The sequence below is a fragment of the Streptococcus anginosus genome (assembly GCF_001697145.1).
Lineage (GTDB): Bacteria > Bacillota > Bacilli > Lactobacillales > Streptococcaceae > Streptococcus > Streptococcus hominis.
Window position 1 is genome coordinate 1068603 of record NZ_CP012719.1, and the last position, 24434, is coordinate 1093036.

Here is a 24434-nt window from a genome sequence, read left to right on the forward strand (position 1 = left end):
AAAAGTAAAAGGAGTTCCACATAATGGGAAAACATTCTGGTAATCGTTCTGTACGAAATCGTATTCGTAAGAGGAGACAACGGCGTGCTATTATAAGCTTCATCTTATTGGTTGTTCTGGTGATTGCAGGGACATTCATGTGGAGACGTTCTGGAATAAATCTGGCTAATAACCATACAAGAACTGCCATTTCAACAGTAAAGAAATCTTCTACTTCTCAAGCAACTTCTAAAGAAACATCTGGATCTAGTGAAAAAGTAAGCAAAGTGAAATGGATAAAGCAAGATCAACCAGTTAAGTTTCCTATTTTGATGTACCATGCGATTCATAATATGGATCCTTCTGAAGCAGCAAATGCTGGTTTGATTGTTTCGCCAGAAACGTTTGAAAGTCATTTGAAAGCTCTGAAAGACGCTGGATATTATACTCTCACACCAGAAGAAGCCTATAAAGTCTTAACCGAAAATGTTCTTCCAGAAAATAAAAAAGTCGTATGGTTGACCTTTGATGATAGCTTGAGAGATTTCTACACCAATGCTTTCCCGCTTCTTCAAAAATACCAAATGCGGGCAACTAATAATGTCATTACTGGCTTTGTCGAAAATGGGCGCGAGGATATGCTGACACTTGAGCAAATCAAGGAAATGAAGCAAAAGGGAATGTCTTTTGAAGATCATACCGTTAATCATCCAGATTTATCCCTTGCCAGTACTGAAACACAAACGACAGAATTGCAAACTTCTAAGCAATATCTAGATAACAACCTATCACAAAATACAACGACGGTTGCCTATCCTTCGGGACGTTATAGTGCAACGACGACACAGATTGCTGAAAGCCTCGGCTATAAAATGGGATTGACAACCAACAATGGACTAGCTTCTCTTAATGACGGACTTTTAACCCTCAATCGTATCCGTGTCAACCCAACAACAACTGCACAAGATTTATTAAATGAAATTGCTACAAACTGAAAAATAGGACTTAGCTCAAAAACGAGCAAGTCCTATTCTTTTTTCTTTTGTGCTAATTTCTCACGTTCCAAGCGAAGCTTTCGGTTGGGATTGAGTTTGTTAAAAAGTTTTTCAAGCTTTTTTTCATTCCAAACGTCAGCTGCAGAAACGAAATTGCCATTTTCATCGCGAAAGGATATTGGTTTATCACCCATGATATCACTCCTTTTTAGTCTACAAATTCAAATTCAAACTTGCCGATGCGAACTAAGTCACCATCCTTAGCACCACGCGCCCGCAAGGCTTCGTCTACCCCCATACCACGTAATTGCCGTGCAAATTTCATGACAGCTTCCTCACGGTCAAAGTTCGTCATGGTAAAGAGTTTTTCCAACTTATCACCAGATAAAACCCAGGCAGCGTCATCATCGCGTGAGATTTCAAATGCTGGAGCATCTTCATCAAAGCCATAGTAGGCTTCTTCTTCCATTTCTGACTCATCGTAAAGCAGAAATTCGGGCGTTTTATCTAGCAATTCTGCAGTTGCATCCAAAAGCGTTGACAAGCCTTGTTTTGTCAGACTTGAAATTGGAAAAATCTGTGGCAGTTCATCAAATTCATCATAATTTGCTGCTAATTTTTCTTTAAAGACTTTTAGATTCTCTGCACTTTCAGGCATGTCCATTTTATTAGCAACAATAATCTGTGGACGTTCCATTAAGCGAAGATTGTAGGATTCCAATTCCTTATTGATAGCAAGATAATCTTCGTAAGGATCACGTCCTTCGCTAGCTGACATATCAATGACATGCAAGATGACACGAGTTCGCTCAATATGGCGAAGGAATTGTGTTCCAAGTCCTACACCTTGGCTAGCTCCTTCAATCAAGCCAGGTAGGTCTGCCACAGCAAAGGATTCACCGGACTGCGTCCGAACCATTCCAAGATTAGGCACAATGGTCGTGAAATGATAAGCGCCAATTTTCGGCTTAGCAGAAGTGATAACACTTAAAAGAGTGGATTTCCCAACAGACGGAAATCCGACCAAACCAACATCTGCCAAAATTTTCAGCTCCAACTGAAGTTCTCGTTCTTGTCCCGGTTCACCATTTTCAGAAATTTCTGGAGCTGGATTTTTAGGCGTCGCAAAGCGAATATTACCACGACCTCCACGACCGCCGTGAGCTACGACGAACTTTTGCCCATTTTCAATCAAGTCTATCAGAATTTTCCCTGTTTCAGCATCACGAACAGTTGTTCCTTGTGGTACATGAACTATGAGGTCTTCTGCTCCACGACCGTGCATTCCCTTAGTCATTCCCTTCTCACCAGATTGAGCCTTAAAATGACGATTGTAACGAAAATCCATCAGGGTACGAAGTCCTTCATCTACGACAAAAACAACATTGCCGCCACGACCACCGTCACCGCCCCAAGGTCCGCCATTTGGGACATACTTTTCACGGCGGAAAGCTACCATGCCATCACCGCCATTACCAGCCTTGACTTTAATCTTAGCTGTATCTAAAAACATACTCATATTTTTCTCTTTTCTCGTTTTCCACTCTAAAAAAACGCTCTTTCAAGCGTTTGAGGATTAGAAATTACTCAAAGCACCAAGTGCACTTGCAAAGATTGCTCCGACTGTTACCAATAACATGATAACAACGACAATCAAAGTCAATTTTTCAAATCCTGTTTTTTTACGTTGTCCATTATCACCAAAAGCCACGATATTACCTCTATATATTTAATTTGTTCTCTTAATTGTAACATGAAGGTGAGAGTTTTTCAAATGATAGCTGAAATAAAAAGATTACAACTGAAAATTACTAAAAAGTAAAAATCCAACAGGCTTCCTGCTGGATTTCAATGTCAATCAGCGTAACCGTTTGGATGTGTCGAATGCCATTTCCAAGCTGTTTCGATAATCATCTCAATATTGTCAAATTTCGGTTGCCAACCAAAGACCTGACGTGCCTTGTCAGACGATGCAACAAGTGTATCCGAATCCCCTAGACGACCTGCGCTTTCAAGTGGAATGGGGTGTCCTGTCACCTTTCGTCCGGCTTCAACCAATCGATCAACCATGTGTGAGCCGATATAACCAGCTCCTCCTAATACTAAAATTGCCATAACCATTCCTTCCTATTTTTTAGATTATATCATAAAAAGGGCGCTATTTCTTAAGACCAACTGATTCAACGAAACGCATAAAGGCGATTTGACCTTCTTTTGTGCGCTTGTAAACACCTGCATCTTCCAAGACACGTTTGAAAATCTGACCAACCGAAGCACGCACGATTGTCTGGACTGATTCTGCTGTTATATCTGAATGGCTATCTTTTAACTGCTCAGCCCACGCTTGATGATAAGGAGCCACTTCTTTTATTTGCCCCAAAAGAAATTCTTCAACTTCTTTTAACTCATTTTTCAAACGAGGTGGGAGAATCGCTAAGCCCATGACCTCAATCAAACCAATGTTTTCTTTCTTGATATGCTGAACATCTTTATGAGGATGATAAATACCATCTGGATGCTCTTTTGACGTTTGATTGTCCCGAAGAACCAAATCTAACTCAAACTTGCCATTTTTTTGGCGTGCGATTGGAGTAATGGTATGGTGCGATTCACCATTTGACTCAGCTACAATCTGAACAGTCGGATCGGAGTAACTGCACCATTTCTGTAAAATTTTATCCGCCAAATCTATCAATGTGGATTTATCAGTTGATTGCAACCTTAAAACCGACATAGGCCAATTGACAATACCGGCTTCTACATTTTCAAAACCTGCAAAGATGAAAGTTTTGTCAAGCTCTGCCTTTTCCATAGGAAAAGTATGTCGTCCACCTTGATAATGGTCGTGAGTGAGAATGGAGCCTCCTACGATAGGAAGATCCGCATTGGAGCCTGCAAAATAACCCGGAAAAGTCTCTACAATGTCCAAAAGACGTTCAAAAGTAGCACGACTGATAGCCATAGGAGTATGCTTGCTATCTAAAAAGATACAATGCTCATTAAAATATGCATAGGGCGAATACTGAAAGCCCCATTCTCGTCCGGCTAAATCAAAGCGGATAATTCGATGATTCACTCGCGCTGGATGATCTAGTCGCCCTTGATATCCTTCATTTTCAAAACAAAGCTGGCAAGCTGGATAGTGGCTCGTCTTGGCTTTCTTAGCTGCTGCAATTTCCTTGGGATCTTTTTCCGGCTTAGAAAGATTGATCGTAATCTCCAAATCACCATATTCAGTCGGTGTTTGATAGGCAATGTTTTTAGAAATAGCTTTGACCTTGATATAATCATTACGCTTACTAAGCTCATAAAAATCAGCAATAGCCCGCTTGGGATCTTGTTCATAAGTCTGCCAAAATTGCTGATTGAGCTGACTGGGTGCTGGCGTGACTAAATTCATCAACTCTGCCCCAAGAATATCCTGTTCTGCAAGAGTTGAGCCGATTTTTCCAACTGCTAAAGCAACTTCTAGTAAATCATCTTTGAGATCAATTAAGCTGGTTGCTGCTGTCTCTTGCTTTGCAGCTTCTTCTCCAACCAGACTCATGACGCGATTTGCTAGATAAATCCGGTCGATTTCTGTAAAAGAGCTATTTGCTATGACCTCCGTTACAAAGGCATTCAGTAAATTTCGTGCCATTGATTTTCCTTTCTTTTATAGAAAGGGCTGAAATCCTCGTCAGCCCTTATTACTATTATGTAAAACGCTCGCTTAATCCAATACGCGACTGCCACCAGCAATTTCAGCAATATAGAAGCTCGGTGCATAACCTACGACTTCTTCATATTTTTGACCAACATTTTTTTGAAAAGCTTCCACTGCGTCTTTACGAACCAAAGCAATGGCACAACCGCCAAATCCTGCTCCTGTCATGCGAGCGCCCAGCACTCCTTCTTGCTCCCATGCAGTATGAGCCAAGGTATCCAACTCTAATCCTGTGACTTCATAATCATGTTCAAGTGAGACATGAGATGCATTCATTAAGCGACCGAATTTTCCCAAATCGCCAGCTTGCAATGCAGCTTGAGCTTGAAGTGTCCGTTGATTTTCCAACACAGCGTGACGAGCGCGTTTGAGTCGATTTTCATCTTGAATTAAGTAGCTGTATTCATCAAAATCCCACTCATTTAATTCACCCAAGGTTGCAATAGAGAGTTTTTGCTTTAATTCCTCTACTGCTTTTTCACACTCTGCACGGCGTTCATTGTATTTGGAGTCTGCTAGTTCACGACGCTTGTTTGTATTCATGATGACAACCACATTGTCTTTAAGATCAAGCGGCACTAACTCGTATTCGAGCGTGTTCGTATCTAAGTAAATTGCCCGTTGATCCGCCCCCATGCCAATGGCAAATTGATCCATGATACCAGAATTAACACCGATAAATTCATTTTCTGTTTGTTTACCAATTTTTACTAAATCCAAACGTTCTAATTTTAAATCAAACAGTTTCTCTGCAATAATTCCTGTCAGTAGCTCTAAAGAAGCCGATGAAGAGAGACCCGAACCATTTGGGATATTTCCAAAAACATAGATGTCCATTCCTTTGTTAATGACATACCCCGCCTTTTGCAAGAAATGAAGCACACCTTTTGGATAATTCGTCCAATTATGCGCTTTTTCAAAACGAAGATCTTCTAGCGGCACCTCAATAATCCCTTTGTCTTCAAAATTTGCTGAGTAAAAACGAAGTAAATTATCGTCACGCTTGCGCGCCGCTCCGTAAGTTCCGAGCGAAATAGCCGCAGGAAAAACGTGACCACCATTGTAGTCTGTATGCTCACCAATCAGGTTAATGCGTCCCGGTGAAAAGAATGTATGATCTGCTTCTGTTCCAAAAACTGTTGCAAAATCTGAACGTAATTGTTGAATAGAAAGAGTCGTTGACATAAAAAGTCTCCTTTTTATTTGGTATTGTAACCGTTTTATTATCTTTATTATAAAACATCATTAGTAAAACTTCAAGTATTTTAGTAAAATTTTACCAAAATTTTATCAATCAAGTTGTAAAAAATAATACTCGTCAATCTTTCATACTAAACTTTAAAAAATTTACTAAATATTTTTGTATTTTACTAATTTTTAAGATATAATAGACATATTCTTTAAAGAAATTAGGAAACAATCATGGCAACGATTAAAGATATTGCAAAAAGTGCTGGTGTCTCTCCGGCAACTGTATCACGCGTTTTAAATCATGACCAATCCATGTCTGTGAGTGATGAGACACGCCAAAAGATATTTGATATTGCAGAGAAATTAGAATATAAAAAAACAAAAAGAGGAAGCAAGCGAAATTCCCAAAACCGCAGAATTGCGATTGTAGAATGGTACACAGAAGAGGAGGAACTAGACGACCTCTACTACTATGCCATTCGTCTTGGGGTAGAGAAAAAGGCCCAAGAATTGGGCTATGATATTATGCGTTTTTTCAATAATGAAGAATTAGAACAGCTCGTTCAAGTTGACGGTATCGTTGCGATTGGAAAATTCAGCCCTCAAAAGATAAGGGAGCTGGAACTCCACACAGAGCAGCTTGTTTTTATTGATAGCAATACGCTTTCCTATGGTCATAGCTGCGTCACGACAGACTTTGAAAATTCTGTTACAGTTGTTCTGAGCCACTTTTTAGAAAATGGACACCGACAAATTGGACTGCTAGTGGGGCAAGAACAGACTTCTGACAAAACCACTATCCTATCTGATCCACGCTTAGTAACCTTTAAAAATTTTCTAACTGAAAAACAACTTTATCAGGAAAAATACGTCAAAATAGGAAACTTTTCATCTGAATCAGGTTATTCCATGATGAAAGAATTGATTGAAAATTTAGGTGAACAACTTCCAACTGCATTTTTCATAGCAAGTGATGCTTTAGCTGTGGGTGCACTTCGAGCACTGCAAGAAGCAGATATTCCTGTGCCAGATCGTGTTAGTTTGATTGCTTTTAATGATACATCTATCGCCAAGTACGTCTATCCACCACTCAGCACGGTTACTGTCTTTACAGAAGAAATGGGGCGACAAGGCTTGCAACTGCTGCACGAGGAATTTCAACATCCTGGCTCGACCATTCCACGTATGGTAACACTTGCCACCAAACTGACCCTTAGAAAGAGCAGCTTATAGAAATGAAAACATACGAAATTTTATTCGACATTTTAAGTCGAGAATCTGACTATATCAGCGGTGAAAAATTAGCACAGGAGTTAGGAATTTCACGCACTTCTATCTGGAAAGCTATTCAACATTTGGAAAAAGAAGGCGTTCACATTGAATCCGTTAAAAATAAAGGCTATAAGCTCCTTTCAGGTGATTTATTGATTGCTGAGAAAATAGAAGAAACTGCTCCTATTCAAGTTTCCTTCAATCCAAACTGCAAATCCACTCAACTTGATGCCAAAGCAGGAGTTGAAGCTGGCAATCCTGCCAACACCCTCTATTTGGCTTCTTCTCAGACAGCTGGTCGTGGACGCTTTGGCAGAAATTATTTTGCTCCAGAAAAAGGCGGGATTTATATGTCTCTTCACTTGAAACCCAATCTCTCTTTTCAGCAAATTCCCGCCTATACTATCCTGACTGCCGGAGCCATTTACAAAGCCATTAAAGACCTCACTTTAATGGAAATGGATATTAAATGGGTCAATGACATTTACTACAAGAGCAAGAAAATAGCTGGCATCTTAACCGAAGCTATTACTTCTGTCGAGACGGGCTTAGTCACTGATGTGATTATTGGAGTGGGCATCAATTTCGCAATCTCTGATTTTCCGAAAGAGTTAAAAAATAAGGCTGGCTCTCTCTTCCACGAAAAGCAACCTATCACACGCAATGAACTCATTGCTGAGATTTGGAAAGATTTCTATGAATGTGAGCCAGACGAGCTGATTTACCTTTACAAACAACATTCCCTTGTCTTAGGTCGGACGGTCACTTTTTGCCAGAATGACAAAGAATACAAAGGAGTTGCCAAGGAAATATCAGATAGCGGTCAGCTGTTGGTTCAATTAGATACCGGTCGAGAAATGTGGCTAAATAGTGGTGAAGTTTCTTTAACAAGTTGGTAAATAAAAGAAGGGGATAAATTGAGTAAACATCAACTTGTCTCCTTCTTTTTCAGCACAAAATCAATTCCTTTTATTCTACCATGTGCAGATTTTTTAAATCAAACAGAAGAAAAAAGGTCAAGGAATTTTGCCTCAACCTTTCTTTTTATTTTTTACGTTTGATATGTTTGTCAATTTCGTCCACTATTTTACCCATGACATAGCTCACCTGTAAATTGCGAATCACTAGAAGCGCCCAGAAAACGGCAAATAAATAGTGTCCTGACATCATTGCTTCGTTAAAAAAATACGTTTCAATTGCTGTGAAAAAAGCTGTTGTAAGAAATTGTTGTCTTGTCATGATTCTATTATAGCACGAAACAGCAGAAAAATCTAAATTCAGTCCTCTTGAACGGTAATTTTTTCCGCTAAGAAATCAAATCCTTCTGGAATGACCGTATTCTCTTTTTCTTCAGCTTGTGGTGCATTTTCTCCACGCGCTTTAGCCGAAAATTCAGCCCGAATCTCTGTCCAATCCGTCATAGAAACCGCCAAGATGTCTGGTGAAAATCCAGCCGCATTGCTCAAGAGATTTCCAAACATGGTGTTGAGATTTTCCCGTTTCATGGTTTGTTCTGCATTAAAGCTTGACTCAAATGCCAGAATAGCGTGGTTTTCGTTAGCTGCGACGGGTTGTGAGCCGACTAAAAGTGCCTTATCTGCTCCGGCTAAACTTTCAATAATTTCTCCCCAAGCATTCTGCAACTTGGTTAAATTACTGCGAGCCAGGCTAGGATTTTCAACTGCTTCTTGCAGAATGGCATTCACTTTATGGCGGTCTACTCGATAACCCTTGCTTGTTTTGGCTGAGCGTGTTGCCTGTACTGGCTTACTAGGTGCGGAACTTGACTGCAAACTTGCCAATTGATTCTTAAGCTGGTTGATTTCCTCTTTGAGCATTTCTATCTCGCCTGCTATATTGGAGGGTAATTCTGCTTTATCTTGCCCTTCAGCCAGTCGAATGGTCATCATTTCTGTATAAATCTTGGGTTGCAAGCTGTTCTTGATTTCCGCAAGGCTCTTCGTTGCAATCTCAATCAACTCAAACAATCTTTCCTGCGGAGTCTTGAGGTTTTCTAAAAAGCTTTCACTCGTATGCGTATTTTCTCCACCCGTTTTAACGATGAGCAAATCTCTGAAATATTGCAGCAGGTCTGTGACAAAGCGAGCCATATTTTTGCCGCTGTCGAATATGACATCAAGATTTTTTAATGCCACTGACGTATCATGCGCTAATACAGCTGCTACATACGCGTCTAATGCTCCTAAACTGATAGAACCCGTGATTTCTTCAGAAATAGCCGTTGTCAGCTGATTGTCTTGAGTCAAGCTGAGGGCTTGGTCCAAGATAGATAGGGCATCTCGCATACCGCCTTCTGCTCGTCTTGCAATAATCTGCACCGCTTCATTTTCAAAGTCAATATTTTCTTGCTGCAAAATCCACTCAATGTGCTCTACAATATCTTTGGTCTTAATCGACTTGAACTCAAAGCGCTGAACACGCGAGAGAATGGTTGCTGGTATTTTATGCAGCTCTGTCGTTGCTAAAATAAAGACAACATTCTCTGTCGGCTCTTCCAAAGTCTTAAGAAGCGCATTAAAAGCGCCTGTTGAGAGCATGTGAACCTCATCAATGATATAAACCTTGTGCTTCGCTAGACTGGGAGCATAAGTAGATTTGTCACGAATATCTCGGATTTCATCCACACCATTATTAGAAGCCGCGTCAATCTCAATGACATCTTCTAGGCTTCCTTCGGTAATGGCTTGGCAAATATAACAGTCATTGCAAGGCTCTCCATCCTTTTGGTTGGGGCAATTCATTGCCTTAGCAAAAATCTTGGCTACGCTGGTCTTTCCTGTCCCTCTGGGACCTGAAAAGAGATAAGCATGACTGATTTTATCTTGCTCAACCGCTTGCCGCAAGGTTGTCGCCACAACCTCTTGCCCAACTAGCTGACCGAAGGTTTGGCTTCTATATTTTCGATATAAAGCTTGATACATTAGGCTTTGTCTCCAAACATTTCAAAATTCCAACTTGTTTTCTCTAGTAAGAGAGCCACAAAATTTTCCAAATATTCTCGGTCAATCTCATCATAATCCGCTACCAGATGAGAATCCAAATCCAGCACTCCTACTAAGCGGTCATTTTTGACCATTGGTACTACAATCTCGCTGCGAGCTCTGCTATCACAGGAAATGTAATTGCCATGTTGGGTCACATCTTCTACAATCATCGTCTGCCGTTTGGCTGCTGCTTCACCGCAGACCCCTTTTCCTAAAGCAATGTGCACGCAGGAAACGCCCCCTTGAAAAGGACCTAACACCAACTCGTTTCCGTCATAAAGATAAAAGCCAGTAAAGACAGAATGAGGCAAGGCTTGGTTTAGCAGAGCAGAGCTGTTAGAGAGATTCGCCAACGCATTGCTTTCGCCCTCAAGTAATGCTTCAAGCTGCGCTAAAAGTAATTGATAATTTGAAATTTTTTCTGATTGATTCATACTTTCTATTATATCAAAAAAACAGCCTCGTGACTGTTTTTTCGCAAGTGGGCAAGTCATTCCTCAAAAATGGTAGATTTGTCAGTTTATAAAGGGGCGTCCGAGGGTCGGGCGAAGTGAATTAGTTTTAATTGAGACAATCCGACCCTCGGATGGAGTGAATCTCTTTTGGTTGAAGTAATCTGACCCTCGGACGGAGTGAATCTCTTTTGGTTGAAGCAATCCGACCCTCGGACAGGATAAATTAGTTTTGGTTTGTTCTATCCGCTCGGCGGACAGAATGAATTCCTTTTGGTTTGTCTTGTCCGCTCGGCGGACGGTGTGAATCTCTTTTAGTTTATCTTATCCGCCCGGCGGACGAAGTGAAATCATTTTGGTTTGTCTTATCCGCCCGGCGGACGGTGTGAATCTCTTTTAATTTATCTTGTCCGCCAGGCGGACAAGATAAAATCTCCCTCTATAAACATAGAATAACAAAAGAGCTGGAAAGTCAATTTCCAACTCTTGAGGGGTGCATTATTAAGAAACCAATTCTCCTGTGAGTACATTGATAGACTTGACAGTTCCTGTCGAATCAGTATAGCTGACTGTCTTGTTTTCAGGATGATAGGTAAAGTTTTCTAAGCTCAAACCATATTTAAAAGCAATGTTAATCATTTTTGCTCGAAAATCTTGCAGAGACAATCCATAGCTTGCTGCGCGTGCCTTTTCAGCTTCTTCAGCATTAACTGTTGGTTTTTCAGTCCCTTCTGAATTTTCCTTTTCATCATCTACCTCTTTACTTGCAGAGTCGTCTTTCTTATCTTCTGGCTCTTCATTTGGTGCATAGTTCTTTCCGTTATCTGATTGATTTTTCTTACCATGCTGACTAGAATTACCAAAACCATTGTCAGAATGCGGACGGTCTTCTGGATGAGTGACGTAATATTTCACGGTCGCAAGGAAATCTTCCATGCTGTAGCCGTCAGGTGCTTTGTAAAGTCCTTGATCAAACCAAGAAAGAGAGATATTATGATAATGGTCATAATGCGGAATAATCAATTGACCATTTTTATAATCAACGACATAAGCTGTATGATATGGCATTGCCTCAACAGGTACCTTTTTAGCCGGTGTCACGCGTTCATAGATTGATTGCGCACTTTCTTTTTGAGGTTGCTTTGGATCAGTTTTAGGCTTGTCTTCTTTCTTTTCATTCGGAGTTTTTGTTTTCAGATACTCTTCCGTCGCCTTACGCTCAGATTCTGACAAATCTTTCTTAGGAATATAATGGCTGTGTGTCATGTGTGGCGCAGTGTAGCCATCTCCCTCATCCTTAATCACATCATGCGGATCAAAGATATAACCATCTGATGTCGCATAACGACCTGCAGCTTTAGCTAGCGCAACTTCATCAGCCGTATAAGCAATTTGAGAATTTGCTTTACCTGCGCGGTCAGGGTGCTGTACCTCACTTGACAATTTCAAAACCTTATCCAATAAGGCAAGCTTATCCACATTCGGATTTGCAGCCTGTTGCATGAGGTCTTCAACCGTTGCCAGTTGTGCTTTATCCCCTTTGCTTTCAAGCGTTTGACGAATTGGTGTTAAGACTTTCTTGAAAGCAGCAACGATTTCAGCATTTTTCTTTGTCAGTCCCGCTTGTGTTTTCGGATCAACCGCCTTGACGATTTCAGACAACAAATCTTTCACCTTTTGAAGCACTGTTGCTTTTTCTTCTGTTCCAAGAGTGAAGCCAGATTTGATACCAGCGAGTTGCTCTTCAAAGTTTGCCTTTTGACTAGCATTTGTCACCTTACTCATCAAACTTTCAACCTTATTGATAAAGGTTTGAATCTGTTCATCCATCACTTCTGTCTCAGATGGTCCTTCTTTTGGCTTTTCAGGCTCTTTGCTTGGCTCAGTTTGCTTGCCATCATTAGGTTTGTTTGGCTGTGTTTGGTCCTTGCCCGTATCTTGGTTCGGTTTACTTGGGTTTGGCTGTTGATTACTTTGACCAGCTAGCTTTTTCGCTTCTGAATAGTCCGTACCAGGAACAATCATCCGCGAAATTTTTTCTTCTAGTGGCGACATTTGACTATAGTAAATGAAATGATAATGATTACCATGTGGCACTGCCACCCCACTAGAAGATTTTTTAGTAATCTGTGCCGGGTCAAATACCAAACCATCAGATTCCACATGACGTTGGTTTAACGGCATCAAGTACAGTTGTTTTAACAGATTGATGATTTCTTGATGAGCAGATGGAGTATTCTGATGACTTGGTTGTGATGGCTGCGCATGATGATTATTGCCCTGATGGGTCTGTGTTCCCGGCGTTGATGGTTGGTAATGGATAGAAGGTAGTGTAGTTCCGCCATTTGATGGTCTTGATGGCGTTGGACTTGGACTCGGAGTTGATGTCGTACCGCCAGATTTGTGTTTGTTATCCCAATAGCTCTGAGCAGCAGCTAACTCACTAGGAGACAAATCTTTCTTTGGAATATAATGGAAATGATTACCATGCGGTACGATGAAGCCATCTCCAGTATCTTCTATCACATCTGTCGGATTGAAAACATAGCCGTCATCCGTCGTATAACGACCTTGCGCACGAGCTTCTTTGACAGCTGTTGTTACATCACTACTTTTCGCTCCCTTATGGCCTTTTCCGCTATACTCTGCCCTTTGGCGAGCAATTTCTTCTTTTGTACGAACATTACTGGTATGATTTGGATCTTTCAAGTAAAGATAATATTTCCCATTCACCTTAATAATGTAGCCGTCTTTTACTTCGTTGACAATATCAGACTGCTGCAAGGTATAGTTTGGATCCCGCATAATCAGCTCTTCACTGATAATCGCATCATAAGGGACTTTCCCATTATAATAATGATAATGATCACCGTGAGAAGTTACGTAACCTTGGTCTGTAATTTTGACAACAATCTGCTCTGCATTGATCCCTTCTTTCGCACTCACTTCATCAGGCGACAAATTCTCTGCTTGCTTGCCCTTGTTTGCTTTAGATTTTCCATTTACATAAGCAACACGGTTATTTTCCTTGCTAGATACTGTCTGATGACGCCCCAGCTCATAGCTACATAAACTTAGGACAACAACTGCAACAGAACCGATAAGATATTTTTTCTTCATGATTCTCCTCATTTTTTCAATTCTTTTGCCAATGTCGCTAGATTGGCTTCTAGATTTTCAAGATAAGTATGATTATTTTGCGGATCAGCTTCCAAAGGATTTAATTGTTTTAGTTTAACGCCTGTAGATTTGACCAAGGTTTTAGCAACTTTTGATGAAGCATTGCTTTCCACAAAAATGGTTTTGACTTTATAAGTTTTGACAAATTCTTCAATTTCTGTCAATTGACGCGGACTAGGCTCTTGCTCTGGTGAAATCCCAGCAATCCCCAACTGAGTCAATCCAAATCGCTTTGCCAAATAAGAAAAGGCCGTATGCTGCGTCACAAATGTTTTTTGTTTCGCAGCTTTGAAAATCGGTTGATATTTTTTAGTCAATTCTTTTGCCTTACCTGCCAGCTCTTTCGCGTTTTTTTGATAGGTTTCTTTATTTTTACCATCAATCTTCGAAAGTTTATCAGCGATAATTTGCGCTTCTTCTGCCACTTTTTCTGGGTCTAACCATGTATGTGGATCGTAAAGAGTCTTTTCATCCACTCCCTCACCAGCAGCTACATCTTCTAATCCCGGCACACGCTCCAGCTTCATCCCTTCTGAAGCTTCAAGCACTTTCACTTTGGATTTTTTTAGATTTGGATCCAATTTTCCTGCCCATGACTCTAGTGTATGAGAATGGTAAACAAAGACATCCGCATCATAGATAGCAGCTACATCATTCGCCGATGGCTCAAAAGAATGAATTCCCGTGCTTGACTGAATCATCCGAACATCATTCAAATCCCCAGACACTTCTTTAACCATGGCATAAATCGGGTAAAAACTTGTTACAATTTTCATTCCCTTGCTCTGCTTTTTGCTACCTGCACCGCACGCTGTCAAAAGCAAAACCAGTCCCGCCACAAAAATAGAAAATAAATATTTCCTTAATTTCATATATCACTCCTTAACTAGTGCTTAACCAGTTTATTAACTGGTTAATATGATACCATGATAGAATTTAGCTGTCAAGAATTTTTTATCTGTTTTTTTAACAATAATAAAAAAGCTTCCTAAACCACATTAGAAAACTTTTAGTCTTACCAATCGCTTTTTTCTTTACGAATCTCTTCCAGCATTTCAACTTCTTCTGCTGTGAACTCATATTTTTCTAGCAAATCTGGACGACGTTCATAAGTCTTTTTCAAACTCTCATACAGACGCCATTTTCGAATATTTTCATGATGACCGCTCATCAAAATATCTGGCACAACCATTCCACGAAAATCATAAGGGCGCGTATATTGAGGATATTCTAAAAGACCTGATGAAAAACTGTCATCAGTATGACTAACTTCCTTACCAAGAACTTCAGGAATCAGCCGTACCGTCGCATCGATCATCGTCATAGCAGCCAACTCTCCACCGGTCAAAACATAATCTCCAAGAGAGACCTCGTCTGTCACCAAACTTTTAATCCGCTCATCATAACCTTCATAATGTCCACAAATAAAAATCAATTCTTCTTCTTGGGAAAGCTCTTCCGCATAGGCTTGATCAAACGTTCGACCAGCGGGATCTAACAAAATAACCCGTGGCTGTTTTTTCTCAATCGCATCATAAGCATCAAAAATCGGTTGCGCTCTAAGCAACATTCCTTGACCGCCTCCATAAGGCTCGTCATCAACGTGTCTCGATTTCTCTGCATTTTCTCGAAAATTATGATAGTTAATCTCTAGCAATCCTTTTTCACGTGCCTTACCAACTATTGAATGCTCCAGCGGGGCAAACATCTCCGGAAATAATGTTAAAATATCAATCTTCATCATCCAGCCCTTCCGGAATTTCCACATCTACTCGATTATTTTCAAGATCAATATTCAGCACAACAGGTGGAATATAAGGCAAGAGTAAATCGCGCTTACCTTTACGCTTTACCACCCAGACATCATTGGCACCCGGCTGCAAAATTTCTTTAATAGTTCCAATCAAAATATCCTGTTCATAAACATTTAAGCCAATAATTTCATGATAATAAAATTCGCCCTCATCTAAATCCGATAAATCTTCTTCAGCCACTTTCAAAGTAAAATCACGATATTTCTCAATGTCATTGATATGATACATTCCTTTGAATTTGATAATATCAAAATTTTTCATCTTACGATGACTAGCAATTTCCACATTCATGACAAAATGTTCCTTCTTGTCAAAAAGAGCTAAAATACTTCCTTTTTTGAAACGCTCCTCTGCAAAATCCGTCACCGATAGTACACGCATTTCACCCTGCAAACCTTGCGTATTTACAATTTTTCCAACATTATAATAGTTCATTTTCTCTCCAAGTACTAGCATTCTCCTATTTATTTTATCATGAATAAAGGGAATTCTCAAGAAAACAAATAACCCCACCCACGCCGTGATGTGATATACTCCCCTTATAGTGGACAATGAAAAAACAAAAATTCACTAAAACTATAAGGGGAGTTTTCCTATACTTTCTATTTCATGGCCTTCAAGGTCCACTTTACGGTGCTCTTGGAGGGCGATTTCTAGTTGACTAGTGATTTCTCTCTTCGAGAAGAGTCCCCCAGTCGCTTCCTCGTAATGTTCTTTGAGTTCCTTATAAGTTTAGTATCCCCATTTGTCGGACTAGATAGGAAATCACGATGTAACATGACAATTGTATTTCCTTCTGCATGCTTCCTCCTTAAATACAAAAAAGCGAGAATTATGAAAACAGTTCTCACTTGAGATAAATAATTTGACTCTATAATTTCTGTAGTGGGTAACACCACCGCAGAGATTATGGAGCTATTTTTGTGTATACAAAAAGTCCCATATGACCTATAATGAAAAGCGACGAAACTACTCATTAGAAAGACTCATATGGAACAACTCGATTTTATCACAAAACTTCTTGGAATTGAAGACAAAAATATCAAAATAGACAATCTTTTTGATGCCGGTACTCACAAAGAAATCCTGGCCCACCTTGACTATGATGCCCCTCCATGCCCTGCCTGCAAGGGACAGATGGCCAAATACGACTTTCAGAAACCTTCTAAAATTCCTTATCTGGAAACAGCGGGATACAAAACTCTTATCCGACTCAAAAAGCGGCGCTTTCGCTGTAAAGGATGCAGGAAAATGGCCGTCGCTGAAACCTCCCTCGTCCAGAAAAATCACCAGATTGCCGCTGCAGTCAAACAAAAAATCGCTCAATTATTGGTTGAGAAGCAAGCCATGACTGATATTGCCCACAGGCTCTCGATCTCAACTTCAACCGTCATTCGCAAGCTCAAGGAATTCAAATTTGAAATGAACTGGCAGAAACTGCCAGAAATCATGAGCTGGGATGAGTATAGCTTCAAGAAAGGAAAGATGAGCTTTATCGCTCAGGATTTTAATACCAATGAGGTCCTAGCCATCCTGGACGGCAGAACCCAAGCGGTCATTCGAAACCATTTTCTACGCTATCCTAGACAGGTTCGTATGAGGGTTAAAGTGATGACCATGGACATGTTCAGTCCTTACTATCAGCTGGCCAAGCAGCTTTTCCCGTATGCCCAAATTGTTCTCGATCGTTTCCACATTATCCAGCACCTCAGCCGAGCTATGAACCGTATCCGCATCCAAATCATGAACCAATTCGACCGAAAATCTCAGGAATACCGAGCCCTCAAACGCTATTGGAAACTCCTCCAACAGGACAGCCGCAAGCTCAGCCATAAGCGTTTTTATCGGCCAACCTTTCGGGCGCATTTAACCAATCAAGAGATTCTCCATCAGCTGCTCAGCTATTCGGACCAACTCCGACAACACTATGAGCTTTATCAGCTTCTGCTCTTTCACTTTCAGGAAAAGCAAACTAATCATTTCTTTGACCTAATTGAGGAGGTTATTTCGGATGTTCACCCGATTTTTCAGACAGTTTTTCGAACTTTTCTGAAGGACAGAGGCAAGATTCTCAATGCCTTGGAACTGCCCTACTCCAACGCCAAGCTGGAAGCGACTAACAATCTCATCAAGGTCATCAAGCGCAACGCTTTTGGATTCAGGAACTTTGACAACTTTAAGAAACGCGTTCTCATCGCTTTGAACATCAAAAGAGAGAGAACGAATCTCGTCCTCTCGCGATGTTAGCTGACATCAACCCACTACAGTTGACAAAGAGCCAATAATTCTTTAAAAAAACAAAAATCCCTGCCAAACAAATTTTGACAGGGATTTTTAGCAGGGAATCAAATGATTTAACCTGTTTTTTTCATTTGCTTATCGCAATCAAAGACTGATAAATCGGGATTCCGCTCTCAAATTGCTATGTGCTTCTTATTTAAGAGTAACTGAAGCTCCAGCTTCTTCCAATTTAGTTTTGATTTCTTCTGCTTCTGCAGTTGCAACACCTTCTTTAACAACAGTTGGTGCTCCGTCAACCAATTCTTTAGCTTCTTTAAGACCAAGACCTGTAATTTCACGAACAGCTTTGATAACGCCGACTTTCTTGTCGCCTGCTGCAGTCAATTCAACATCAAATGAATCTTTCGCAGCGGCAGCTTCACCAGCACCAGCAGCAGCTACAGCTACAGGAGCAGCTGCAGTTACACCAAATTCTTCTTCGATAGCTTTTACAAGGTCGTTCAATTCAAGGATTGAAGCTTCTTTAATTTCAGCAATAATATTTTCAATGTTCAATGCCATTGTTATTTCCTCCAAATATATTTCATTAGTTTAAAATTAGTTTGTAGCATAGGCTACGCGCAACTTAACATTAAGCCGCTTCTTCTTTGTTGTCTGCAACCGCTTTGACTGCAAGAGCAACGTTGCGAACTGGCGCTTGAAGTACAGATAGTAGCATAGATAGAAGTCCTTCGCGATTTGGAAGAGTTGCAAGAGCAACGATTTCTTCTTTAGATGCAACAGCACCTTCAATAGCTCCACCTTTAATTTCAAGTGCATCAGCTTCTTTAGTAAAATCATTGATGATTTTTGCTGGTGCTACAACATCTTCATTTGAAAATGCAACAGCAGATGGTCCAACAAATGCATCAGCAAGACCTTCAAGTCCAGCTTTTTCAGCTGCACGACGTAAAATTGAGTTTTTAATAACTTTATACTCAACTTCGCTTCCACGAAGATTACGACGAAGAACTGTGTCTTGTTCAACTGTAAGACCACGAGCATCCACAACAACGATACTTGCAGCTGCTTTCATTTTTTCAGCAACTACATCAACTAGTTCCGCTTTTTTAGCAATACTTGCTTCACTCATTTAGTGTTTCACCTCCGTAATTATTTTGCTTGGGAAATTTTTCCAAAAGAAAAACGTGCCCAAACCTAGACACGAAAGTACAATACGTTTCTTTTACATGATCCGTTTTGTCCTCGGTAGGATCTTTATGAGTCGAGCTCCCCTACTGTCTTAGGCAGTTTTTTCAAACCAATGATTATTGTAACATAAGAAAAAAAAGATTGCAAGAGTTTTTAATAATTTTTATAATTAGAACGAAAATCTATTCTTTTTAGTTAGCAGATTTATTAAATTATTGGAAAAATAAAAAAGCAGACCATAAAGATCTGCTCTAACTATCTTATATTTATTATGCTTTTACAATTGGAATCCAAAGTTCCATTTTGTAGTCTTTGCTATCCATATCCCCTTCATAATAATATTCAAAGTCAGGTTTTCCTGAATGAACATAACCATGTTCTGGAAAAAATACTTCCATTGCATATTTCCAACCATTATGAATACATTCCGGAACACTTCCTGTTAACTCTACAATGGCATATTCTGCTTCTTCAACTTTCAAAACATCTAAGCCCATACTTTTTGCTTTATCTACATCTGTAACGATATACCCTGCTATGTAATTAATAGTACTTGGTTGTTCTACATTGTAACAAACACCGACACTTTGACCTTCTCCCAATCTTGCTAATTCATCATGACGATATTCTCCATATAGTTTATTCCAAACACTCGGACATAATGATGAATTGATATTTTGTTCATTCCTACCTGCAACTGTAAATGAATTTTTCTTTTGAATTGTGATGTTCATACTTCTTCCTCCTCTTACACTTAGTGCTAGCTGCACTCGTGAAACTATTTTGAATGGTTTTCCATTTCTCACCTCTGAAGGTGTAAATCCATGAAATTTTTTGAATGCAGTCCCAAATGAATCAGATGATTCATATCCATACTTCATCGCTATATCAATAACTTTAATATTGGTATCTCTCAGTAAAACAGCCGCTTCTGTCAACCTTCGACTTCTAATATACTCTGACAATGTTGTATCTGTTAATATAGAAAAGAGTCTGCTAAACATAGGATAAGAATAAGTGGATAAATGGGTAATTTTATCTTCATCTATTTCGCTATCCAGCACACTTTCAATGTAGTTAATTGTTTCATTAAAAAATTGAATTATCTGCATATTTTACCTCTATTCATTTTTCTATCCTATGTAAAGATACCAAAATCTCTAACTTCTTTACCTTTAGTACAATAATCTTTCAGAGTTTTATCCCTTGATACATTGAAGGCACAAATCCCTAAACTGTACATCCAATTGGGCAATCTCCATCAGGGTATCTGCTAAAGAATTATAGGCTTCCTGCCTGCTGTCCAGATAGGCTTGGCTAAAAAGCATAGCAATTTTTTCCTTCAAGTCTGCTTTTACAGGATCATAATCTTTCAAAAATTGACTCAAGTAAAGACTTCTAACGGCTGCCAAACGAAATGAAAAAAATTGATGAAGTTGTTTTTGTTCCGCATTTAAGCCGTTTGCTCGAATAGTTTTAGCATAGTCCTCAATTATACCAACCTCACCATTTTCATATCGTTGTTTCATGATAATAGAGACACTGTGATAAATCTCCTGACTTGTTGGAAGCTTATTTCTTTGCAAATTTCCCCACATGGAATAAGCTCCTCTTTTATAGTCAATCGCTTCTGCTTTCCACGCTTTACAAAAATCACGAAAATCCATTTTCACATAAGGATAGCCTGCCGGATCATGGAAATAAATCCAATGCTCATCTATGTCATAAACTGAAACAAAATGATCCACACCTCGTAGATGGCTATGATTGAGATTATAAGTCAGATATCCCATATCCAAAGGACCTACAATAACAGATCCATGGTCTAGATATGTCTTGAGTTTTTCTTTTAGTTCTATCACATTGACTGGCTCTGAAGAATCACAGAAAAACTCCTCATAGTCAAATCCAAGAATTTGTAAACAATGACTAATGGACTCATCTGGCATGCCATTATCAAAGAAAACCAAAGGATGTCTGTCGTCTTTTTTCACAAGGGTAGCTCCATTACCCATGACCATGATCGCTTCTAGGTAGTCCGAGCGAAAATCATAGCCCGCAGCCTGTAAGGCCATAGCCGTCGAATGAGAATAACAAATCGGAATATCACCAAAGTATAAATTCATCTTCCTACCTCCTTGCCTATAGTATAAACGATAGGAAGATTTATCCCCCCATCAAATTTGTACGGAATTTATAGGTTTGCGTAGAAGAAAGAAATTTCACATGTTTTATTGTAAATCAAAAAAGCTATTAAAAAATGAAACTATTGTCTAAAAACATCAAAGGCTAAGCTTTTACTGCACTAATTTTACAATTTTTTCTAACTATTAACAATCGTAACATAAGAAAAAAATTACAAGACTTTTTGATCATTTTTTATAATTGGAGTGAAAAGCTATCCCTTTTGATTCGTAGATTTATTAAATTGTCGGAAAAAGAGAAAATGGTAAGAACTAATACGAAAAGACGATAGAATGTTTCATTCTACCGTCTAATGTGTTTTTATTCCTTGTTCAGTTCGACACTGGTTTTTTAATCTTCCCAAAATCAACGGTAATCTATTAAAGTCTTTTCTTTTAGAATGACAGGTATGTTAAAAGCTATGATTTCCGCTAGTACAGTAGCAAGCGCATCGTATACGTCAAATACTACACTAGTATTACCCAATGGTAATAACTCATTAATAAAAGACATCAGTACAACCACTATACATATATACATAAGTGTCTTTTTAGAAAATTCAATAGTTGAGACTTTATTTACACTGAATGTTGGACTAAAAGGTTGTTTTAGCATAGCTGTTCCAATCCATGCTCCTCCAAAACTAGGGTGTGACATAAAATATAGGAACAACTGAATTAATTGAATAATATTTTCTTAAAAATATTGTGAGTAGCCAAATTAATAATCCTAAAATCGCCATAATTTCAATGGAACTGATTCTCAATTTTCTTTTCTTCATATGCTCCAACTTCTCATCAACTTTCAATTTATCCATTTCTATTATACTAAATATCCCACTCTTATCTTATCATAACAGAAAATATGACAATCTAGTAATATCAGTCTTTCCATTCAGCTTAGTTTTGTCTTTTCAAACATTTCTTCTTGCAGATTTAAATGCTAAAGTCCTACGTAATAAAAAATTCACTAGTTCATCGTAAATGTTCCCAACATTTTACAAACCTAAAATGCTTCCTTCAATCTTCAAAAAATGAAAGAATAACGGCTTTTTCTTGCTCTGTACAAGCAACCAATGGGAGGCGGAGTGGTCCGACTTCAAACCCTTGAGAATTTAGCACAGCTTTAAGTGGTGCTGGGCTAGTCACAGAAAAGAGAGCTTCTATTTTTGGTAACAGCTGACGTTGAATCTGTGCAGCTTTTTTCAGATTGCCCTCATCTAAGGCCGAAAACATTTCATAAAAATCATCACCATTGGTATGAGCCGCAACAGATATAACCCCCTGTGCTCCGATTGCCTTTGCATGAAAAGCTTGTCCGTCTTCCCCAGTATAAATTAGAAAGTCCTGTGGCGCGTTTTCAACCAAATGAGTAAGAGTATCTATACCCGTACAGTCTTTGATAGCAATAATATTTGGCAACTGCGCCAAGCGCAAGGAAGTTTCTACTGTCAAACCAGCAACCGTTCGGCTTGGAACATTATAAACAATAATTGGCAGATTTGAAACCTCCGCAATCGCTTTATAATGCTGATATAGACCTTCTTGAGTCGGTTTGTTATAATAAGGAGTCACTGCAAGTCCGGCAGCAAAACCACCAAATTTGTCAACTTCACGCGCGAATTCAACTGAATCTCGAGTATCATTTGTACCAATTCCGGCTATCAGCGGAACTCGCCCTTTTACAATCTTTTGAACTACTGCAAATAATTCCAGCTCCTCTTCATGCGTCAGAGTTGGGCTTTCGCCTGTCGTTCCTGCGATAATCAATCCTTCTGTATGATGCGCTAGAAGGTGTTCAATCAGCTTAGGAAGAGCCTCAAAGTTAATGCTACCATCCTCTTTAAACGGTGTTACAAGTGCTGTTATGATTCTTGCTTTTTTTAAATCTTCTATAGACATAAACCTCGTCCTCCTAGCTTGCAAAATACAACTATACGAATATTATCTCACATTTTACTTCAATTCGAAAATGACCTCTGCTGTTGGATGCACCAAGCCACGTTCATGCAAAGTCTCAGCGATTTGAACAGAATTCCAAGCAGCACCTTTAAGCAGATTGTCTGAAACCACCCACATATGGATGCCTTTTTCAGCGTCCAAATCCTTGCGAATTCGTCCCACGAATGTCTCGCGTTTTCCGACAGCATTGACAGCTTGAGGGTAGACTTGATGAGCAACATCATCCTCTAATACTGCTCCTGGGAAGTTCGCAATAGCTGCTTTGACCTCTGCGATGGGTGCTACTTCTTTTGTCTCGATGTAGACAGACTCTGAGTGCGCTGAAAGAACAGGGATACGAACACAAGTAGCAGAAACCGCAATCGTGTCATCTTCCATGATCTTCTTGGTTTCATTGGTCATCTTCATTTCTTCGTAGGTGTAGTCATTGTCCGTAAAGACATCGATTTGGGGAAGAGCATTAAAAGCAATCGGATAGTGCTTCTTGTCGCCGCCAGAAGGCAAAATCTCAGCCTTGACATCACGCGGATTGACTCCGTCATTTAAGACCTCACGCAGTTCACGCTGAGTCTCAAGAATAGCTCCCATACCAGCACCAGACACGGCCTGATAGGTCGATACGATAATGCGCTCTAAGCCCCATTTCTGACGAATCGGCTCCAGCGCCACCATCATCTGGATAGTTGAACAGTTTGGGCAGGCAATAATTCCGTTATGAGCATCAAGTGCATGAGCATTCACTTCCGGTACCACCAGAGGCACATCAGGATTCTGACGAAAATGAGAGGTATTGTCAACGACAACAGCTCCTGCCTTAACAGCGTAAGGAGCATACTTGGCAGACGTTGAGCCACCTGCTGAAAAGAGAGCGATATCTACACCTTCAAAGGCAGTTTCCGTTGTTTCTTCAATTGTGATGTCTTGGTCTTTGAATTTCAAAACTTTCCCAGCAGAACGAGCTGAAGCCAAGTAGCGTACTTTCTCAATTGGAAGACTTGATTCTTCCAGCATTTTAATCATTTGAGCTCCAACGGCACCTGTAGCACCAACCACAGCAACTGTATATCCCATAACATACCTCTCTGAATTTTCAAAAAATTTGTGTATTGCTGGTATTATACTACTTTTCTAAAGAATTGAAAAGACTTATAAGAAAAAAATCCCCACTAAAAAGTAGGGATTGAGGGCACTTTCGTGTGATGAGCAGGTTCACACAACTCATCAAGGTCCGCTCCTGCGTATATGACCTCCCATGCTCAATAT

General features: G+C 39.7%; 23 protein-coding genes, 1 pseudogene and 1 other annotated feature. Of the genes and pseudogenes, 4 read left to right on the forward strand and 20 right to left on the reverse strand.

The genetic code is table 11. The features are described 5' to 3' along the window. Nucleotides 1-23 precede the first annotated feature (23 nt). Nucleotides 24-974: a polysaccharide deacetylase family protein gene (locus tag SanJ4206_RS05230; RefSeq protein ID WP_003027914.1), complete on the forward strand. Its 951-nt coding sequence runs from the start codon at nucleotides 24-26 to the stop codon at nucleotides 972-974. A gap of 32 nt (nucleotides 975-1006) precedes the next feature. On the opposite strand, the gene SanJ4206_RS05235 is transcribed toward SanJ4206_RS05230, so the two are convergent. The 6 genes from SanJ4206_RS05235 to SanJ4206_RS05260 form a co-directional block, all read right to left on the reverse strand. After that, a complete protein-coding gene (locus tag SanJ4206_RS05235; RefSeq protein ID WP_003024275.1) occupies nucleotides 1007-1168 on the reverse strand; it encodes a hypothetical protein in 162 nt (53 codons plus the stop codon). A 14-nt stretch (nucleotides 1169-1182) separates the two neighbouring features. Beyond that, nucleotides 1183-2493, reverse strand: a complete 1311-nt coding sequence (gene obgE / locus SanJ4206_RS05240; RefSeq protein ID WP_003027915.1) for a GTPase ObgE — start codon at nucleotides 2491-2493, stop codon at nucleotides 1183-1185. A gap of 57 nt (nucleotides 2494-2550) precedes the next feature. Continuing rightward, the gene (locus SanJ4206_RS05245; RefSeq protein ID WP_003024272.1) at nucleotides 2551-2685 is read right to left on the reverse strand and encodes a DUF4044 domain-containing protein; all 135 of its coding nucleotides are present in this window, start codon (nucleotides 2683-2685) and stop codon (nucleotides 2551-2553) included. A 143-nt stretch (nucleotides 2686-2828) separates the two neighbouring features. Then, a complete protein-coding gene (locus tag SanJ4206_RS05250; protein WP_371319431.1) occupies nucleotides 2829-3083 on the reverse strand; it encodes an NAD-dependent epimerase/dehydratase family protein in 255 nt (84 codons plus the stop codon). 49 nt (nucleotides 3084-3132) lie between these two features. Further along, entirely contained in the window at nucleotides 3133-4614 is a 1482-nt protein-coding gene (gene galT, locus SanJ4206_RS05255; protein ID WP_003027917.1) for a UDP-glucose--hexose-1-phosphate uridylyltransferase, read from the reverse strand. A gap of 72 nt (nucleotides 4615-4686) precedes the next feature. Next, the gene (locus SanJ4206_RS05260) at nucleotides 4687-5865 is read right to left on the reverse strand and encodes a galactokinase (RefSeq protein ID WP_003027918.1); all 1179 of its coding nucleotides are present in this window, start codon (nucleotides 5863-5865) and stop codon (nucleotides 4687-4689) included. A 237-nt stretch (nucleotides 5866-6102) separates the two neighbouring features. Here SanJ4206_RS05260 and SanJ4206_RS05265 point away from each other — a divergent pair, with 237 nt between their 5' ends. Both SanJ4206_RS05265 and birA read left to right on the forward strand, forming a co-directional pair. Further along, nucleotides 6103-7104 (forward strand): LacI family DNA-binding transcriptional regulator, encoded by a 1002-nt coding sequence (locus SanJ4206_RS05265; RefSeq protein ID WP_157622031.1) that lies wholly within the window; start codon nucleotides 6103-6105, stop codon nucleotides 7102-7104. 2 nt (nucleotides 7105-7106) lie between these two features. Continuing rightward, nucleotides 7107-8042 carry a bifunctional biotin--[acetyl-CoA-carboxylase] ligase/biotin operon repressor BirA gene (gene birA, locus SanJ4206_RS05270; protein WP_003027921.1) on the forward strand — a complete coding sequence of 312 codons (936 nt, stop codon included), beginning with the start codon at nucleotides 7107-7109 and terminating at the stop codon, nucleotides 8040-8042. A gap of 145 nt (nucleotides 8043-8187) precedes the next feature. Here the strand turns inward: birA and SanJ4206_RS05275 are convergent, their stop codons facing one another. The 8 genes and pseudogenes from SanJ4206_RS05275 to SanJ4206_RS10125 form a co-directional block, all read right to left on the reverse strand. Further along, on the reverse strand, nucleotides 8188-8382 hold the full coding sequence (locus tag SanJ4206_RS05275) for a DUF3272 family protein (protein WP_003024260.1): 195 nt from the start codon (nucleotides 8380-8382) through the stop codon (nucleotides 8188-8190). A gap of 38 nt (nucleotides 8383-8420) precedes the next feature. Then, nucleotides 8421-10085: a DNA polymerase III subunit gamma/tau gene (gene dnaX, locus SanJ4206_RS05280; RefSeq protein ID WP_003027924.1), complete on the reverse strand. Its 1665-nt coding sequence runs from the start codon at nucleotides 10083-10085 to the stop codon at nucleotides 8421-8423. After that, complete coding sequence (locus tag SanJ4206_RS05285) at nucleotides 10085-10582, reverse strand: GAF domain-containing protein (protein WP_022524841.1); 498 nt, start codon at nucleotides 10580-10582, stop codon at nucleotides 10085-10087. The genes dnaX and SanJ4206_RS05285 overlap by 1 nt, the downstream gene beginning before the upstream one ends. A 519-nt stretch (nucleotides 10583-11101) precedes the next feature. After that, nucleotides 11102-13720, reverse strand: coding sequence for a pneumococcal-type histidine triad protein (locus SanJ4206_RS05290; RefSeq protein ID WP_022524842.1), 2619 nt, complete (start codon nucleotides 13718-13720; stop codon nucleotides 11102-11104). Nucleotides 13721-13728: 8 nt separating this feature from the next. Next, nucleotides 13729-14652 carry a metal ABC transporter solute-binding protein, Zn/Mn family gene (locus SanJ4206_RS05295; protein WP_003027927.1) on the reverse strand — a complete coding sequence of 308 codons (924 nt, stop codon included), beginning with the start codon at nucleotides 14650-14652 and terminating at the stop codon, nucleotides 13729-13731. Between the two features lie 143 nt (nucleotides 14653-14795). Continuing rightward, nucleotides 14796-15521, reverse strand: coding sequence for a tRNA (guanosine(37)-N1)-methyltransferase TrmD (trmD, locus tag SanJ4206_RS05300; RefSeq protein ID WP_022524843.1), 726 nt, complete (start codon nucleotides 15519-15521; stop codon nucleotides 14796-14798). Continuing rightward, the gene (rimM, locus tag SanJ4206_RS05305) at nucleotides 15511-16029 is read right to left on the reverse strand and encodes a ribosome maturation factor RimM (protein WP_022524844.1); all 519 of its coding nucleotides are present in this window, start codon (nucleotides 16027-16029) and stop codon (nucleotides 15511-15513) included. Before rimM ends, trmD begins: the two co-directional genes overlap by 11 nt. A gap of 165 nt (nucleotides 16030-16194) precedes the next feature. Continuing rightward, nucleotides 16195-16323: pseudogene (locus tag SanJ4206_RS10125) on the reverse strand (DUF5962 family protein); the annotation flags it as partial. 261 nt (nucleotides 16324-16584) lie between these two features. Here SanJ4206_RS10125 and SanJ4206_RS05315 point away from each other — a divergent pair. Beyond that, complete coding sequence (locus tag SanJ4206_RS05315; RefSeq protein WP_157622032.1) at nucleotides 16585-17841, forward strand: ISL3 family transposase; 1257 nt, start codon at nucleotides 16585-16587, stop codon at nucleotides 17839-17841. A 186-nt stretch (nucleotides 17842-18027) separates the two neighbouring features. On the opposite strand, the gene rplL is transcribed toward SanJ4206_RS05315, so the two are convergent. From rplL to SanJ4206_RS05350, 6 genes are all read right to left on the reverse strand, one after another. After that, complete coding sequence (gene rplL, locus SanJ4206_RS05320) at nucleotides 18028-18396, reverse strand: 50S ribosomal protein L7/L12 (protein ID WP_003024225.1); 369 nt, start codon at nucleotides 18394-18396, stop codon at nucleotides 18028-18030. A gap of 70 nt (nucleotides 18397-18466) precedes the next feature. After that, a complete protein-coding gene (gene rplJ, locus SanJ4206_RS05325) occupies nucleotides 18467-18967 on the reverse strand; it encodes a 50S ribosomal protein L10 (protein ID WP_003029380.1) in 501 nt (166 codons plus the stop codon). Nucleotides 18968-19005: 38 nt separating this feature from the next. Beyond that, nucleotides 19006-19140 (reverse strand) — a sequence feature (ribosomal protein L10 leader region). Between the two features lie 155 nt (nucleotides 19141-19295). Further along, nucleotides 19296-20138, reverse strand: a complete 843-nt coding sequence (locus SanJ4206_RS05330) for an AraC family transcriptional regulator (protein ID WP_003029379.1) — start codon at nucleotides 20136-20138, stop codon at nucleotides 19296-19298. An 87-nt stretch (nucleotides 20139-20225) separates the two neighbouring features. Next, nucleotides 20226-21152, reverse strand: coding sequence for a hypothetical protein (locus SanJ4206_RS05335; RefSeq protein ID WP_003029377.1), 927 nt, complete (start codon nucleotides 21150-21152; stop codon nucleotides 20226-20228). A 1077-nt stretch (nucleotides 21153-22229) separates the two neighbouring features. Further along, complete coding sequence (gene dapA / locus SanJ4206_RS05345; RefSeq protein WP_003029370.1) at nucleotides 22230-23111, reverse strand: 4-hydroxy-tetrahydrodipicolinate synthase; 882 nt, start codon at nucleotides 23109-23111, stop codon at nucleotides 22230-22232. 54 nt (nucleotides 23112-23165) lie between these two features. Then, a complete protein-coding gene (locus tag SanJ4206_RS05350) occupies nucleotides 23166-24242 on the reverse strand; it encodes an aspartate-semialdehyde dehydrogenase (RefSeq protein ID WP_003029369.1) in 1077 nt (358 codons plus the stop codon). Between the last annotated feature and the right edge of the window lie 192 nt (nucleotides 24243-24434).

Excerpts from the sequence above, each read along its gene's own strand:
- SanJ4206_RS05295 (WP_003027927.1), bottom strand. The coding sequence starts at position 14,652 with ATGAAATTAAGGAAATATTTATTTTCTATTTTTGTGGCGGGACTGGTT.
- dnaX (WP_003027924.1), bottom strand. The coding sequence starts at position 10,085 with ATGTATCAAGCTTTATATCGAAAATATAGAAGCCAAACCTTCGGTCAG.
- SanJ4206_RS05275 (WP_003024260.1), bottom strand. The coding sequence starts at position 8,382 with ATGACAAGACAACAATTTCTTACAACAGCTTTTTTCACAGCAATTGAA.
- birA (WP_003027921.1), top strand. The coding sequence starts at position 7,107 with ATGAAAACATACGAAATTTTATTCGACATTTTAAGTCGAGAATCTGAC.
- SanJ4206_RS05265 (WP_157622031.1), top strand. The coding sequence starts at position 6,103 with ATGGCAACGATTAAAGATATTGCAAAAAGTGCTGGTGTCTCTCCGGCA.
- dapA (WP_003029370.1), bottom strand. The coding sequence starts at position 23,111 with ATGTCTATAGAAGATTTAAAAAAAGCAAGAATCATAACAGCACTTGTA.
- SanJ4206_RS05230 (WP_003027914.1), top strand. The coding sequence starts at position 24 with ATGGGAAAACATTCTGGTAATCGTTCTGTACGAAATCGTATTCGTAAG.
- rimM (WP_022524844.1), bottom strand. The coding sequence starts at position 16,029 with ATGAACTATTATAATGTTGGAAAAATTGTAAATACGCAAGGTTTGCAG.
- rplL (WP_003024225.1), bottom strand. The coding sequence starts at position 18,396 with ATGGCATTGAACATTGAAAATATTATTGCTGAAATTAAAGAAGCTTCA.
- SanJ4206_RS05285 (WP_022524841.1), bottom strand. The coding sequence starts at position 10,582 with ATGAATCAATCAGAAAAAATTTCAAATTATCAATTACTTTTAGCGCAG.
- SanJ4206_RS05315 (WP_157622032.1), top strand. The coding sequence starts at position 16,585 with ATGGAACAACTCGATTTTATCACAAAACTTCTTGGAATTGAAGACAAA.
- rplJ (WP_003029380.1), bottom strand. The coding sequence starts at position 18,967 with ATGAGTGAAGCAAGTATTGCTAAAAAAGCGGAACTAGTTGATGTAGTT.
- obgE (WP_003027915.1), bottom strand. The coding sequence starts at position 2,493 with ATGAGTATGTTTTTAGATACAGCTAAGATTAAAGTCAAGGCTGGTAAT.
- SanJ4206_RS05290 (WP_022524842.1), bottom strand. The coding sequence starts at position 13,720 with ATGAAGAAAAAATATCTTATCGGTTCTGTTGCAGTTGTTGTCCTAAGT.
- SanJ4206_RS05350 (WP_003029369.1), bottom strand. The coding sequence starts at position 24,242 with ATGGGATATACAGTTGCTGTGGTTGGTGCTACAGGTGCCGTTGGAGCT.
- SanJ4206_RS05260 (WP_003027918.1), bottom strand. The coding sequence starts at position 5,865 with ATGTCAACGACTCTTTCTATTCAACAATTACGTTCAGATTTTGCAACA.
- SanJ4206_RS05335 (WP_003029377.1), bottom strand. The coding sequence starts at position 21,152 with ATGAATTTATACTTTGGTGATATTCCGATTTGTTATTCTCATTCGACG.
- galT (WP_003027917.1), bottom strand. The coding sequence starts at position 4,614 with ATGGCACGAAATTTACTGAATGCCTTTGTAACGGAGGTCATAGCAAAT.
- trmD (WP_022524843.1), bottom strand. The coding sequence starts at position 15,521 with ATGAAGATTGATATTTTAACATTATTTCCGGAGATGTTTGCCCCGCTG.
- SanJ4206_RS05330 (WP_003029379.1), bottom strand. The coding sequence starts at position 20,138 with ATGCAGATAATTCAATTTTTTAATGAAACAATTAACTACATTGAAAGT.
- SanJ4206_RS05235 (WP_003024275.1), bottom strand. The coding sequence starts at position 1,168 with ATGGGTGATAAACCAATATCCTTTCGCGATGAAAATGGCAATTTCGTT.